Source organism: Microbulbifer salipaludis, assembly GCF_017303155.1.
Lineage (GTDB): Bacteria > Pseudomonadota > Gammaproteobacteria > Pseudomonadales > Cellvibrionaceae > Microbulbifer > Microbulbifer salipaludis.
In genome coordinates this window covers 106,138-121,417 of record NZ_JAEKJR010000003.1, presented here as the reverse complement: position 1 = coordinate 121,417, position 15,280 = coordinate 106,138, and the positions used below count along the sequence as shown (strand labels likewise).

The window sequence follows — 15,280 nt, the reverse complement described above, 5'->3', positions numbered from 1 at the left end:
AACTTTTTTTGAAACTTATTCCCGCTCACCTAGCGCAATTCGGTCCGAATAGCAGGCTAGTATTCGATCGAAGCCGTAACCAAAGTAGGTTCTGTCGAACTGCTCAATTGAGTCGTATCAAATCAATATTGTCACGCCCATAGACACCTCCTGAGTACTGCGGTCGACGCATTTTATGTGGTCAATGTTTCGTCAGGGACGAGCCGTGTAGAGGCTGATTAATCAGCCATAAAATTGATCCGACCCTATTTCTCAATCCCGTTTCCCAATGCTATTTCTCAATTCTATTTCTAATGAGCTTTTCAGTAATGTCGCAAAAATGTACCATTTTGTCGAAAATCGTTGGGGGTAGGGTGCTGAGTAGCGTAATTTGACGACAATTTTCGGCGAACGCCCTAGGTACTCCCTGTCTGAGGCCTTGAGAGTTTTATTGCGGGAGAGAGGTATATTCCCCTGGCTGTGCAGGACTTAGTTCAACGGTTATTGCAGGCTTCATCGTGTGGATGACTTTCGAAGTCGATCGAAGACCAGTAGAAAAATTATACGATATTAGGACGAACAGTTATTTAGGGGGAAGGATGCAAAGGTGTATTTATCTATCATTGATGTTGAGCGTTGTTCTAACGGCTTGTGGCGGTGGCGGTGGTGGTGGGACGGATTCCTCCCCTAGCGGAGGGGCCACACCTCAGAATCAAGCGCCTACGGTTTCCATTGCCGGAGTATCTGCGGTCGACGAAGGAAATGAGATTGTCTTAACCGCCAACGCATCGGATAGCGATGGTTCAATTGCCAGTTATGCCTGGGCGGTCTCTTCTACCGAAGCTATTGATTTGACTTCAGTGACCGAAGCAGAAACTTCCTTTGTTGCGCCCTCTGTTACCGAAGACAAAACCGTAGATGTCACGGTTACAGTGACCGATGATGACGGTGCTACGGCCTCTGCAACGATTACGGTCAAGATTGTTGATTTCAAGCCTGACTTCTCCATCTCTTACGAATCGAGCGTTACTGCCGGGGGCGGGTATTACGCTTATATTCAGTCTGATTTGGAGATTAATGACTATGAAATTAATCAGAAGTCTTTTCCGGCTGTTTCAGAAGTGCAGTATAAAGACCCTGATGAATTCAACCGTATAGTGTACTTTTTAGAACATAGTGAAAGCAGTTATACCTTGGCGATAGATGTGAGTGTCCAGTTTAAGGGGCATGAAGAATGGTTTACTAAGACGATTTCTGTTGAGGTTGCTTCGTCAGTAGGTGTTGAACGTATCCAGCTCAACGCTGGAGGTTCTCATACGGTTCCCTTCGATGAGTTTCAAGAAGCAAATATACATTTGCCTTTTGAGATGCCGTTTGCTGAAATTTCAATTTCAGAAGCAGGTCTGGTACTGAGTGCTGCAAATTTCTACTCTAGTGAACTCAATTCAAGCTTTTATCTACAGGGTACATTGAATGATGGCCGACCTTTCAAGACGGTCTACCAGGTAACGACTGTGGTCGGAGGTGAGGCTGTTACGGCTTCGGGAAGGGTGCTTTATGAAGATGTCGAACCCGGTAGTGTTTCAACGGTTCCAGTAATTGCTGGAAGCATTGTAGTTCGTGATAGTAGTGATTTAATCGTATCTTCAAGCTCAATTTCTGATGATGGTAGCTATCAAGTAGATATCCCGAAAGGGATTGCAGTAGATATTAATTATGAGCCGATGTTTTACAAGAACGGGGCTCTGATCCGTGTCGCTGATAATACTGATACCAACTTCCTCAATACGGTAGAAGAGGTTGGCCTGCATATTAGCCAAAATTATGCTGATCGATTTTGGTCGCTTCAAGCAGTTAAGCCGCCAACCTATCGCTTTGCCATTGTGTCGTCAGAAGTCTTTGACGTGAATACACCCTTGTCTGATTTGGTTTTAGATAGTGGCTATGACGCGGGAGTTTATGACCCTGTGCGCGAGTCTGCGGCTGCAAATATCATCAGTAATGTCCGTCGGGCACTTCATTGGGTAGATGACGGCGATCTTCTTGGCTGGGTCGACCTGGATGTTTATTGGTCCCCTACAGCCCTGGATAGTAGTTATGCCTGGTATCAGGGTGGATTGGATACCAGTCAGGCCTATGCCAGCTGTCGAAGGAATTGTGCGGGATATAACAGTGCGAGAATCGAGATCGAGCCCGTCTACCATGAGTTTGATGACTGGACGATTACTCACGAGCTCGGTCACTACGTGATGGGTAGTATTTCGCAAAATGATAGCAGTGGCGGGGAGCGAAGCATTGCGGATTATTTAAACCCAATGACAGCTTACTCGGAGGGCTATGCGGATTGGTTTGCCGAAATTGCGCTGGATAACTCCTTTGACAGCCAGACACCGGAAGAGCCCTATGTCGGTTGGTTTAACGAAATAGCCGTTCAAAATTCGCTGAATGAGCTGTTCAATGCGGTTGGTAAGGATGTGGCAAAGTTCCATCAGGCAATGATAGATAGTGCCGATTCGCCAGAGTTTAAAACGATTTTCACATTTATTGACTCACTGCATACGCTTGACCCAGGTGCTGTCGAAGGCAAGCTGGGTGCGCTTTCTCAGTGGGGCATAAATTCCATCGAGCCAGATGGCCGCGACGAAATTTATGCGATTCCTAATCACCTCAAAATGGATCCCGAGGCACAAGATGTATATTTGCCAGTGCATCAGCGCATCCACTTGGGCGAGCTCAGTGAGGCCTGCGTTGACTCAAGAAATGCGGGTTCACGAAACCGATTGGGTGCATCTCATTTGGGGTTGATTGAGCTGGAAAGTGATGGCCTTTACTCGATCACTCAAGAAGGTGAGGGCCTGAACCCGTCGATACTCATGACGGACGCCTATATGAATTCGCGGTCTCTATCGCCTGTGAATGGGCAGCTTTGGTTGCCAAAGGGTGAGTATAAAATCCTTGCAAGTGATTATGATATTTACTGGGGGAGCAAGATAGGAATTCAGTGTTTTACCTATCAAGTGAATAGGCATTAAGTTAAGAGCCAATAAATGGAAATAAATTTATTCTGACTATTCTGTTTTTCATGTGGGGTTTTATCACTTAGCTCAATGACATTCTGGTGTAGTACGGCAAGACAGTATTGACCTCAGTTATACCCAGGACGTACTGGTGCAGTCTATCTTCTTAGGCGCCTGCTCTAGATTTCACCACCAGCTGGCGCTCTGGTGCGCCGTATCGGGCATAGGTAGGGGGTGGTACATGGATGTGCGACCCTCGGAACCGGTGGTGGATCTTCCCGCGCCCAGAGCATTCTGAGTGAGGAAGGGCTGGAAATTTTTGGATCCAAGTATCCCGCCTATCCATTCGACTATCGATGCGCGGTGGCGTAAAAAGCGCTCATTTGAGTATTTTCGGCGTTGCGCGGACTCGTCCTCTGACTGTCTATGATGAATAGAGGGGTTGTCAGGAGTTGAGGTACCTGTGTCAGGAGCGAAGTCGACACACGGCAGTAAGGGCCAAGGTGGCGTACAGGAGAATCACCGGTTTGCTCTGACCGCACTGACCATCCTGTTTTTCATGTGGGGCTTTATCACCTGCCTCAATGACATCCTGGTGCCGCACCTCAAGGCGGTATTTGACCTCAGCTACACCCAGGCCATGCTGGTGCAGTTCGCCTTCTTCGGCGCCTACTTTACGATTTCGCTACCCGCTGGTGCCTTGGTGCGCCGAATTGGCTTTAAGTACGGTATTGTGTGCGGGCTACTACTAGCAGCGCTCGGTTGTTTGCTGTTTTATCCCGCTGCAGAGGTACAAACCTATCCGCTGTTTTTGGGTGCGCTGTTTGTATTGGCATCCGGTGTCACCCTGTTGCAGGTCTCTGCTAACCCCTATGTCACTGCTTTGGGGGATCCTGCCACGGCGTCCAGTCGCTTGACCTTGACTCAGGGCTTCAATGCCTTGGGTACTACCTTGGCACCATTTTTTGGTGGTGCACTCATCCTTTCGACCGCGGTAACGGCGCTGCCCGATCCAAGCCATTCCGCGAAGTCGGTCCAGCTCCCCTACCTGATTCTTGCGGGCACGCTCGTATTACTTGCGGTGACCTTCTACCTACTGAAATTACCGCGTGTTTTGCCGGAGTACACCGGCAAGGTAGTGGGGGAAAAGTCCCTCTGGTCACATCGGCATCTGGTACTCGGGGCTCTGGGGATATTTCTGTATGTTGGCGCGGAAGTGGCCATTGGCAGTTTTATGGTCAACTTCCTAGGCTTGCCGGAAGTCATGGGGATGGAGGAGGCACAGGCGGCAAATTACATCGCGATTTACTGGGCCGGTGCCATGGTGGGGCGGTTTATTGGTGCTTTCGTGATGCGGGTGGTACCACCGGGAACGGTGCTAGCGGTAAATGGGGTCGCTGCGATTGTGCTGATATTAGTGGCAATGTTCACCAATGGGGTCGTCGCCATGTGGTCTTTGTTGCTGGTGGGGCTGTGCAACTCGATCATGTTCCCGACGATTTTTAGTCTGGCGCTGGAGGGGATGGGGGTTCAATCTGGCCAGGCATCTGGACTGCTGTGTCTGGCCATTGTTGGGGGGCACTGGTACCGCTGCTTCAAGGCGTGCTCGCTGACGCGATAGGCCTGCATCACTCCTACTTCATACCAGTGATGTGTTATCTCTACATTGTGTATTACTGCGTATTGGGGTGGCGCGCAGAGTCGCCTAGTGCGCGTATGTCAGACAGTTAACCGTATCGCCGCTATAGCCAAGTTCAATCTTGTCCGCGCTGCATTCAAAATCGATGTTGTGGCTGCAACCCGCAACCTTGCAGGCGCCGACGCCGGCATTGCGTTGACGCTTGGTGTGGTGGCTGTTGCTGAAATAGGTGTCGCAATCCGGGTGCTCGCCATCGCCGATGGTGATGGCGCGTGCGTGGCAGGCGGAATCGGTATTGTAGGCGCACTCGCTGGCGGCGCAGCTGGACACTTCGGGCATATCGGTGGCAATGATCATGGCGCTGTTCTCTTTGGGTTATTGTCGAGGGACCAAACTCCCATAGTGAGCCTAGTTCAGCGTCACCCCCTGTCAAACCGCCGCGGCTGTTGGCGAGTTGCGACTATTCGCTAATTGATTCTCACCTCTGCCATCGGGTATACACAGTGTCATGATTCGGGGCGCGAGGAATCCATGACCGCCACATCCCTGCTGTTGTTGTTTGCTCTTTTGTATATCGCGTCGCTGTTCGTGGTCGCCTGGCGTGCGGGCCGTAATACCCGGTGGATGCGGAACTTCCGCCCGGTGATCTACGGCCTGACCCTCGCGGTGTACTGCAGCTCCTGGACCTTCTTTGGCGCCGTGGGCCAGTCGGTCAGCAATACCTGGAGCTACCTGCCCATTTACCTTGGGCCGATATTGCTGTTCCTGTTTGCCGGGGGCTTCCTGCACAAGCTGGTGCAGGTGGGCGAGCGGCAGAAAGTCACGTCCATTGCCGATTTTATCGGCTCGCGCTACGGCAAGAGCCGCGGTCTCTCCGCGCTGGTCACCTTGCTGGCGATTGTCGGCAGTCTGCCGTACATCGCACTGCAGTTGCGTGCGGTCACCATGGGGTGGGAGGTGATCGGGGACAGCAGCCACAGCGAGAGACTGATCCATCTCGATACCGCCCTGGCGACTGCCTTGCTGATGGGACTGTTCGCCATATTGTTTGGCACCCGACACCTGGAAGGCCGGGAGCGCAATGTCGGGGTGGTGGCCGCCATTGCGCTGGAATCCCTGGTAAAGCTGTTTGCCTTCGCGGCCGTCGCTGTGCTGGCTTTGTGGCTGCTGGTCACCGGTGGCAGCGGCCTGCCGGCGGTCCAGTGGCAGCCGCAGTTGCAGTGGTCGGCCCCGGATATCAACTTCCTTACCCAGACCCTGCTGGCGATGGCGGCGATTATCTGCCTGCCGCGCCAGTTTCACATGGCGGTGGTGGAATACCGCAATCCCGAAGACCTGAATACGGCGCGCTGGTTACTGCCCGCCTACCTTGTGTTGTTTTCGGTACTGATCCTGCCCATTTCTCTAGCGGGCCAACCGTTGGTGGCGGCCGGCCTGAGCGACCCTGACAGCCTGGTGCTGACCCTGCCCCTGCAGGCGGGGCACAGTACGCTCACCATGCTGGCGTATATCGGCGGTTTCTCGGCGGCCACCGGGATGGTGATTGTTGCCGTACTCACCCTGGCGGTTATGGTGTCCAACGAGCTGGTGGCGCCAGTGTGGCTTTATCTCAGCCGCTTTACCCGCCTGACGGCGGTCTCTCTGGGTACCCACCTGCGCCTGATTCGCAGCCTCAGTATTCTGCTGCTGATGCTGATGAGCTGGGGCGTGCACCTGGGGATTTCCGGCACCGAGGCGCTGGCGTCCATTGGCCTGGTGTCTTTCGCGGCGGCCGCACAGTTGGCACCGGCTTTGATTGCGGCGCTGTACTGGCCCGGCGCCCACCGGCGCGGGGTCTGGGCGGGCCTGATGGCCGGTTACGGCCTGTGGTTCTTCTGTCTGGTATTGCCCGCCATGGTGGGAGACGGGGAATTGATGCGCCACGGTCTGCTGGGTATCGAGCTGCTGCGCCCGCAGCAGCTGTTTGGGCTGTCTGGGCTGGATCCGCTGAGCCACGGCGTTTTCTGGAGCCTGCTGGGGAACATCGTGTTGCTGGTGGGTGTGTCCCTGCTGTGCCACCAGGATGACAACGACCGGCGCCAGGCGCAGGCGTTTGTATTTCCTCAGCAGGGCGAGGAACCGACTCCGGACCTGTTGCCCACCGGGATTCGAATGGGGCAGGTGCGCAGCCTGTTGCAGCCGTTTGTTGGGCCGGCGCGGCTGGAAGAAATCTGGAACACGTTTGAGCTGCGCAGTCACCAGCGATTACTCCCGGATGACACCGCGTCGCGCTTTGTGATCGCCGAAGCCGAGCGCATGCTCGCGGGTATCGTCGGCTCTGCGGCCGCACACCAGGTCATGGGCTTGTTGCACAGCAATCGGCCGCTGAAGCTGGAGGACATCGCGCGCCTGGTCGACAGCACTTCCCAGCGCCTGCGCTTCAGCCAGGAATTGCTACAGACCACTGTGGAGACCATCAGCCAGGGTATTAGCGTGGTGGATGCGGAGCTCCGGCTGGTGGCCTGGAACCGGCACTATCTGGAGCTGTTCGATTATCCCGAGCGACTGTTGTACATCGGCTGCCCGGTGGCTTCGCTCTACCGGCACAACGCCGAGCGCGGCCTGTATGGGGATGTAGACGATCCGGCCGCGCTGGAGGCGCATGTGGAGCGGCGACTGGATCTGCTGCGTCACGGCAGCGCACACCGTTTTGAGCGCCGGCTGCCCAGTGGGGCCATTGTCGAGGTGCGCGGCACGCCCATGCCCGGGGGTGGCTTCGTCACCACCTTTACCGACATCAGCGAGTATCGGGCGGCGGTCGACGCGCTGGAGGAAACCCGCCGCAGCCTGGAAGACCGTGTACAACAGCGCACTGCCGAGCTGTCTGAAAGTAACCACGCTCTGCAGCAAGAGAACCGCCGCCGCGCTGAGGCGGAGGTAAAAATCCGCGAGTTACACGCCGCCAAAACCCGCTTCCTTGCCCACACCAGCCACGACTTGCTGCAGCCCATTAATGCCGCGCGCCTGTTTATCGCCTCGCTGCAAAACAAGGCCGCCGCTGGCAGCTGGCGTGAGATGGGGGACGATATTCACCACATCGACAGCGCACTGACCTCGGCGGAACAGTTGATCGGGGCGCTGCGGGAAATCAGCCGCCTGGACGCGGGCAACCTCAAACCGAGGCGGGAGCCTTTTCCGCTGCGGCAGTTGCTGGACGGGCTAAATGCAGAGTTCTCCGCGCTGGCGCGGGAGCGCGGCCTGGCCCTGCACTATGTGCCTACCGACGCCTGGGTGGTCAGCGATCGCCACCTGCTGCGGCGCATATTGCAGAACCTGCTGAGTAACGCTCTGCACTACACCGCCCGTGGTCGCGTGCTGTTGGGGGTGCGGCGGCGGGGTGCGCACGAGGGTGAGCCCACGCTGGAAATCCAGGTCTGGGATACCGGGCCAGGTATTGCTGAAGAGGCCAAGGAGACGATTTTTGACGAGTTTGTGCGCCTTGGCGGCAGTGAGCGCAGCGCCGACAAGGGCCTGGGATTGGGGCTTGCGATTGCGCGGCGTAGTGCAGAGTTGCTGGGGCATCAGTTGGGGCTGGCCTCCACCCCCGGACGGGGCGCCATGTTCAGTATCCGTGTACCGTTGGGTGAGCCTGCTGCCACACAGGCGGAGGTGCCGCGGGTGACGGCCGCGGAGAGTGTAGCGGCGGTGCCGGTATTGTGCATCGATAACGAGCGGCAGATTCTGCGCGGCATGGATAGCCTGCTGAGCGGCTGGGGGTGTCGTGTCACGACCGCTGTTTCCCTGGCAGAAGCGCTCTCCAACTGGGAGGAGCGCGACCCGCCCGCACTGGTGATTGTGGACTATCACCTGGATCACGACGCCACGGGTATCGATGCGTTGGAGGCATTGTGTGCGCACTGGCAGGTAGAGTTGCCGGGTATCGTGGTGAGTGCGGATACGTCGGAAGAAGTGCGCAGCGCGGCGACCGAGCGCGGTTGGTTCTATCTGCCGAAGCCGGTAAAGCCAGCGGTATTGAGGAACCTGGTGCGGCGGCTGGCGCGCGCGGCCAGGAGCGATGTCAGTTGACCGGATTGCTCCTGGTGTCGGTTTTTTGCGGCGGGGTGAATTGCCCCGGCGCTTCCACATCGAGGCGGCTCAGGGCCAGCACCGCCTGGGTGCGGGAGTTAACCTCGAGCTTGCGGAACAGGGCGGTCAGGTGCGCCTTGACCGTGGCTTCGGTGACCTGCATTTCATAGGCAATCTGTTTGTTCAGCAATCCTTCGGCGAGCATGGTGGCCACACGAAACTGCTGTGGTGTGAGGGTGGCGATCACATCCGCCACCTCGCTGTCATCGGTGGCGCCGGCAGACTCGTAGCGCTCCGCCACCGTCGGCGGCAGCCAGATCTCTCCTTGCAGCGTGTCTTGCAGGGCCTGCGTTATCTGTTGCACCGGCGCGGACTTGGGCAGGAACCCGCAGGCACCATGGTCGATCGCCCGGCACATAATTTCCGGCTTTTCGTTGGCGGAAACCACCATCACCGGCAGCTCCGGGTATTGCCCGCTTAAGAAAATCAGCCCGCTGAATCCGTGGGCGCCGGGCATATGCAGGTCGAGTAACAACAGATCACAGTGGGGGTGCTCGGCCACACATTGCTGCAGGCTCTGCATATCACATGCTTCAAAAATTTCGGCATCAGGGAAGTTCTGCTGAATGGACAGGCGCAGGGCGTTGCGGAACAGGGGGTGGTCGTCCGCAATGATAAATTGTCGCGCGGTGTGACCGGCGTCAGTGTGTTGGTTCATCGCTTTGCAACCCTTATCGACGGGATTTTCCCGGGTTTTCCACCCGATGTGCGTGTTGGGTGAAAAGTTTACCGGGAAAAGCCCGCCGATTCCTGTTGTTATTTTTTATCGGGGCCTGCTGCTGGCTTTATGGTGCGGGGTGCCTCAGGCGGTCGCCGCCGCGCGGTTGGCCACCAGGTTGTCCACCACAGCGGGGTCCGCGAGGGTCGAGGTGTCACCCAGCTGGTCACACTCGTCGGCAGCCACCTTGCGCAGGATACGGCGCATGATCTTGCCTGAGCGTGTTTTCGGCAGGCCCGGCGCCCACTGAATCACATCGGGTGTGGCGATGGGGCCAATTTCTGCGCGCAGCCAGTCGCGCAGGGTAATGCGCATTTCGTCACTGGGTTCGATGCCGCTGTTCAGGGTGACATAGATGTAAATGCCCTGGCCCTTGATGTCGTGGGGGTAACCCACCACTGCCGCTTCCGCCACGGCCTCGTGGGCCACCAGCGCGCTTTCCAGTTCTGCGGTGCCCATGCGGTGGCCGGAAACATTGAGCACGTCGTCCACGCGCCCGGTAATCCAGTAGTAACCGTCCTCGTCGCGGCGGGCACCGTCGCCGGTGAAGTACATATTCTCAAAGGTGCTGAAGTAGGTATCGATAAAACGCTGGTGGTCGCCAAACACGGTGCGCATCTGCCCCGGCCAGCTGCCCAGCAGCACCAGGTTGCCCTCGGCGGCGCCATCGAGAATGTTGCCCTCGTTGTCCACCAGCGCCGGCTGCACCCCAAAGAACGGGCGGGTAGCCGAGCCGGGTTTCAGGGCGGTGGCGCCGGGCAGGGGCGTGAGCATGGCACCGCCGGTTTCCGTCTGCCACCAGGTATCCACGATCGGGCACTGTCCGCGGCCGAAGGTGCGGTGATACCACTTCCACGCCTCGGGATTGATGGGCTCGCCCACCGTACCTAAAAGTCGCAGGCTTTCCAGACTCGCCCCGGCGACCGGTTTGTTGCCTTCGGCCATCAGTGCGCGAATGGCGGTGGGGGCGATGTAAAGAATATTGATTTTGTGATCGTCGATGATCTGCGCCACCCGGGTGACGTCGGGGTAGTTGGGTACCCCCTCGTACATGACGGTGGTGGCGCCGTTGGCCAACGGTCCGTAGAGGATGTAGCTGTGGCCGGTGATCCAGCCGATATCGGCCGCGCACCAGTAACGTTCACCGCGGCGATAGTCGAACACATACTCGTGGGTGAGTGATGCGTAGATGATGTAGCCGCCGCTGCTGTGCAGTACGCCCTTGGGTTTGCCGGTGGAGCCAGAGGTATACAGAATAAACAGCGGGTCTTCTGCGCCCATCACTTCCGCCGGGCATTCATCGCTCTGCGCCGCAACCAGCTCGGCGTAGTCGCGATCGATGGCGGGATTCCAGTCGGTGGCGTCGTCGGTGTAATTGAAGACCACCACGTTGTCCACGGTGGTTTCCTTGCACAGGGCCACGGCGCGGTCGACGTTGTTTTTCAGCATCACTGAGCGCCCGCCGCGGCGGCCGGCATTGGCGGTGATCAGGGTGCGGGACTGGCCATCGTCCATGCGTCCGGCCAGCGCCTCGGGGGAAAAGCCGGCAAATACCACCGAGTGCACTGCACCAATGCGGGCGCAGGCGAGCATGGCTACGGCCGCCTCCGGCACCATCGGCATGTAGATAGTGACCACATCCCCTTTCTTGACACCAAGGCTCTTGAGGCCATTGGCGAAGCGGCACACATCCCGGTGCAGCTCCCGGTAGCTGATTTCCCGCGAAACTCCCGGCTCGTCACCGACCCACAGGATGGCGGTGCTGTCGCCGTGTTCGTGCAAGTGGCGATCCAGACAGTTGGCGGCCACGTTCAGCTTGCCATCGGCGAACCAGCGGATATGCAGGTCGTCCCGCGCAAAGGACGTGTCCTGAACCTGGGTAAAGGGAGCGATCCAGTCGATACGCTGGGCCTGCTCGCGCCAGAATCCGTCGGGTTCCTGGATGGAGCGGTTGTACAGCTCGAAATAGCGATCTTCATCCAGCAGTGTGTGGGCCGCATAGGGGGCGGGTACTGGATAGACGTTGGGGGTAGATTCCGGTTTGCTGGTCACGATTCGGCCTCTCATCAGTGCAGATTCTTATGCTGTGCATTCTGGCACTGGGGCTGCGTCAGGTCGTATTAGACAAAAGTCGAAAGGCGCGGGGCGGGGCAGGTGCAGGGGCGGAGAGTGTTCAGTCTCCGGATATCCCCGCGAGGCACCTAGACATTAGTCGAGTTCGGGGAGCATTTAGACTAATGGTTAATACCCATGTGCGCCGCAACGTTGTTTGCTTGGGGGTGTTCGCTGCAAACCCAATAAACAACCGCAAGGACAAAAGGTATGTCGGGAAAAATAATAAAGCACAAACTTGCCAGCGCGGTGGCGCTGGCGGCGATGACAGGTTCACTCTCGGTACTGGCGGCGGAGTCGGAAGAGACCACCGCGGCACAACTGCAACAGCGTATTGCCGAATTGCAGGCGCAGGTTGACCAGCTGGCGGCCAGCCAGCAGGCGCAAACGCTGGAGAATCCGGAGCCGCCCAAAACCACTACTTTTGGTGAAACCAATATCCAGATTGGCGGATACGTAAAGCTGGACAGTATCTTCAGTGACTACTCCGATGGCCGCTCTGCCACCGCGGGCGTTGGTGAAGATTTCCTGGTGCCATCGACCATCCCCATCGGCGGGGAAAGTGGCGAGGTGCACTACAACGCCCATGCAAAGTCCACCCGGTTGTTCTTCAAATCTTCTACCGAAGCGGGTGCGGGCAGTGTGGACACCCACATCGAAATTGACGCCATGGCGGGTGGGCAGGGGGATGAGCGCATCAGCAACTCCTACGCCCAGCGCCTGCGCCACGCCTATGTGAACTGGAAGATGGACGGCGACCGCTCGCTGTTGGCCGGGCAAACCTGGTCCACATTTTTTAACGTGGGCACACTACCGGAAGGGTTGGACTTTGTCGGCCCGGTGGGCACGATTTTCGAGCGTCAGCCGCAACTTCGTTACACCCACGGACTGGGCAGTGGCAAGGTGATGGTTGCCGCGGAAAACCCGGCTACCACCCTCTACAACGGTAGCGAGAACCCCTACGACGATAACAGCCGTCCGGATCTGATCCTGCGCTATGACAACCGTATCGGTGATCTCAGCTATTCCTTCGCCTCCATGAGCCGCGAGCTGGCCTATGACCACGCCGATGGCAGTAACGAATCTGAGCAGGGCTACGCCATCAGTCTGGCGGGCAAGTGGCAGCTGGGGCGCGATGATCTGCGCTTTATGTACAGCTACGGCAATGCGCTGGGCCGCTACCTGGGACTGAACAGTTACCGCGGTGGCATCATCGACCCGGTAGATGGGGGTATCGAGCTGATCGACCAGCACGGTGGTTATGTGGCACTGCGGCATTTCTGGAATGACCAGTGGCGCAGCAACCTGGTGCTCTCCGCGACGGCTGCGGATAACCCGGCACTGGTCTCCGATATGACCCCGTCCGCGTACCAGAGCCTGCACCTGAACCTGATGTATTCGCCAGTTCCGAAAATGACCCTGGGCGGTGAGTACATTTTCGCCAGTAAAGAAGTGGAGAATGCCAGCGGCCTGCTGAGCGATGACCAGGGGGAAATGCAGCGCATGCAATTCTCGGTCAAGTACGTATTCTGAGGGCGTCGATCGCCAAATTTTTTAAGAATAATTGAGGAGAATGAGCGATGAGTTTCAAAAGCAAGCAGGACGCCAAGGCCTATTGGCGCGAGAACCTGAGACTGATGTTCAGTCTTTTGGTTGTGTGGTTTGTGGTGTCCTTCGGATGCGGCATTCTATTCGTCGAAGAGCTGAATACCATTCGCATGGGCGGTTTCAAACTGGGCTTCTGGTTTGCCCAGCAGGGTGCCATCTATACCTTCCTCGTACTGATTTTCGTGTACGTGTACAAAATGAATCAGATTGATCACAAGTACGACGTATACGAAGACGAGGATGCTGCGGAAGCGGCCCAGCCGCAGGCCGCCCCGGAAGCGCAACAGCTGCAGGGAGGGCACTAAGCCATGGACGTCCAGACTCTTACTTTCCTTATTATCGGCGCGACCTTTGTGCTGTATATCGGCATTGCACTTTGGGCGCGCGCCGGCTCCACCAACGACTTTTACGTGGCCGGCGGCGGTGTGCATCCGGTGGCAAACGGCATGGCGACGGCGGCGGACTGGATGTCGGCGGCCTCGTTTATCTCCATGGCGGGCCTGATTTCGTTTATGGGTTACGACGGTGCCGTGTACCTGCTGGGGTGGACCGGTGGCTATGTACTGCTGGCCCTGTGCCTGGCGCCTTACCTGCGTAAATTCGGCAAATTTACCGTGCCGGACTTTATCGGGGACCGCTACTACTCCCAGGCGGCACGTACGGTGGCCGTGATTTGTGCCATCTTCGTATGCTTCACCTACGTGGCCGGTCAGATGCGCGGTGTGGGTGTGGTGTTTTCCCGCTTCCTCGAAGTTGACATTATTACCGGCGTTATCATCGGCATGGGTGTTGTGTTCTTTTATGCCGTGCTCGGCGGTATGAAGGGTATTACCTACACCCAGGTGGCCCAGTACTGCGTGCTGATTTTCGCCTACATGGTGCCGGCCATTTTCATCTCCATCATGATGACCGGGCACGTGCTGCCGCAGACCGGATTTGGTGGCATGTTGTCGGATGGCACCTATCTGCTGGACAAGCTTGACGGCCTCTCGACGGAGCTCGGGTTTGCGGAGTACACCTCGGGCACCAAAAGTACCATTGATGTGTTCTTTATTACTGCGGCCCTGATGGTGGGTACCGCGGGTCTGCCACACGTGATCGTGCGCTTCTTCACCGTGCCCAAGGTACGTGACGCGCGCAAGTCGGCCGGTTGGGCGCTGCTGTTCATTGCCCTGCTGTATACCACTGCACCGGCGGTTGCCACCTTCGCACGGGTGAACATGATCGACACCATCAATGGTCCGGATGGTCAGGGCACCGCCCATGCGGAAGCGCCCAGCTGGGTAACCAATTGGGAAGAAACCGGCCTGATTACCTGGGAAGACAAAAATGCCGACGGCAAGATGTTCTACTCCGGTGACGAGCGCAATGAAATGTCGGTAGACCGCGACATCATGGTGCTGGCGAATCCGGAAATTGCCAACCTGCCGGCGTGGGTAATCGCACTGGTGGCTGCCGGTGGTGTTGCCGCTGCACTGTCCACCTCTGCGGGGCTGCTGCTGGTGATTTCCACCTCCATCTCCCACGACCTGCTGAAGCGTAACCTGATGCCCAACATCAGCGAGAAGAAGGAACTGCTGTATGCCCGCGGTGCGGCAGCGGTGGCCATCTGTATCGCCGGCTACCTTGGGATCAATCCACCGGGCTTTGTGGCGCAGGTGGTCGCCTTCGCCTTCGGGCTTGCGGCCTCGTCCTTCTTCCCGGCGATCATTATGGGGATCTTCTCCAAGCGGATGAACAAGGAAGGGGCGATTGCCGGTATGGTGTCTGGCATCCTGTTTACCGCGGCCTACATCTGTTACTTCAAGTTCATCAACCCGGCCGCCAATACCCCGGAAAACTGGTGGTTTGGAATCTCCCCGGAAGGTATTGGTACCCTGGGTATGATGATCAACTTTGCGGTGGCGGCTGTGGTGGCCAAGGTCACCCGCGAAGCGCCCGGTGAAGTGCAGGACATGGTGGAGAGCATTCGTTTCCCGCAGGGTGCGGGTGCGGCCACCGATCACTAAACCTTTTTAAACGACCAAGCACAAAGAGGCGGGCCCCCGGGTCCGCCTTTTTGCGTTTTCCCCTGGTGACGTA

General features: G+C 57.3%; 9 protein-coding genes. 6 read left to right on the top strand and 3 right to left on the bottom strand.

The features are described 5' to 3' along the window. Positions 1 to 605 precede the first annotated feature (605 nt). Positions 606 to 3,011: a PKD domain-containing protein gene (locus JF535_RS15745; protein WP_422880020.1), complete on the top strand. Its 2,406-nt coding sequence runs from the start codon at positions 606 to 608 to the stop codon at positions 3,009 to 3,011. Between the two features lie 448 nt (positions 3,012 to 3,459). After that, positions 3,460 to 4,617 carry a sugar MFS transporter gene (locus tag JF535_RS15740; RefSeq protein WP_340674204.1) on the top strand — a complete coding sequence of 386 codons (1,158 nt, stop codon included), beginning with the start codon at positions 3,460 to 3,462 and terminating at the stop codon, positions 4,615 to 4,617. Between the two features lie 84 nt (positions 4,618 to 4,701). Here JF535_RS15740 and JF535_RS15735 read toward each other — a convergent pair whose 3' ends face one another. Continuing rightward, complete coding sequence (locus tag JF535_RS15735; protein ID WP_207004056.1) at positions 4,702 to 4,992, bottom strand: DUF1540 domain-containing protein; 291 nt, start codon at positions 4,990 to 4,992, stop codon at positions 4,702 to 4,704. Positions 4,993 to 5,166: 174 nt separating this feature from the next. Between JF535_RS15735 and JF535_RS15730 the strand changes: the two genes are divergently transcribed. Continuing rightward, positions 5,167 to 8,700 carry a hybrid sensor histidine kinase/response regulator gene (locus JF535_RS15730; protein ID WP_207004054.1) on the top strand — a complete coding sequence of 1,178 codons (3,534 nt, stop codon included), beginning with the start codon at positions 5,167 to 5,169 and terminating at the stop codon, positions 8,698 to 8,700. On the opposite strand, the gene JF535_RS15725 is transcribed toward JF535_RS15730, so the two are convergent. Further along, positions 8,693 to 9,418, bottom strand: coding sequence for a response regulator transcription factor (locus tag JF535_RS15725; RefSeq protein WP_207004051.1), 726 nt, complete (start codon positions 9,416 to 9,418; stop codon positions 8,693 to 8,695). The genes JF535_RS15730 and JF535_RS15725 overlap by 8 nt on opposite strands. Before the next feature lie 144 nt (positions 9,419 to 9,562). Further along, positions 9,563 to 11,545: an acetate--CoA ligase gene (acs, locus tag JF535_RS15720; RefSeq protein ID WP_207004049.1), complete on the bottom strand. Its 1,983-nt coding sequence runs from the start codon at positions 11,543 to 11,545 to the stop codon at positions 9,563 to 9,565. 255 nt (positions 11,546 to 11,800) lie between these two features. Here acs and JF535_RS15715 point away from each other — a divergent pair, with 255 nt between their 5' ends. The 3 genes from JF535_RS15715 to JF535_RS15705 are packed head-to-tail and all read left to right on the top strand — an operon-like array spanning position 11,801 to position 15,207. Beyond that, positions 11,801 to 13,123: a DcaP family trimeric outer membrane transporter gene (locus JF535_RS15715; RefSeq protein WP_207004041.1), complete on the top strand. Its 1,323-nt coding sequence runs from the start codon at positions 11,801 to 11,803 to the stop codon at positions 13,121 to 13,123. 47 nt (positions 13,124 to 13,170) lie between these two features. Beyond that, positions 13,171 to 13,503, top strand: coding sequence for a DUF4212 domain-containing protein (locus JF535_RS15710; protein WP_207004039.1), 333 nt, complete (start codon positions 13,171 to 13,173; stop codon positions 13,501 to 13,503). A gap of 3 nt (positions 13,504 to 13,506) precedes the next feature. Next, positions 13,507 to 15,207, top strand: a complete 1,701-nt coding sequence (locus tag JF535_RS15705; protein WP_207004037.1) for a sodium:solute symporter family protein — start codon at positions 13,507 to 13,509, stop codon at positions 15,205 to 15,207. Positions 15,208 to 15,280: the final 73 nt, after the last annotated feature.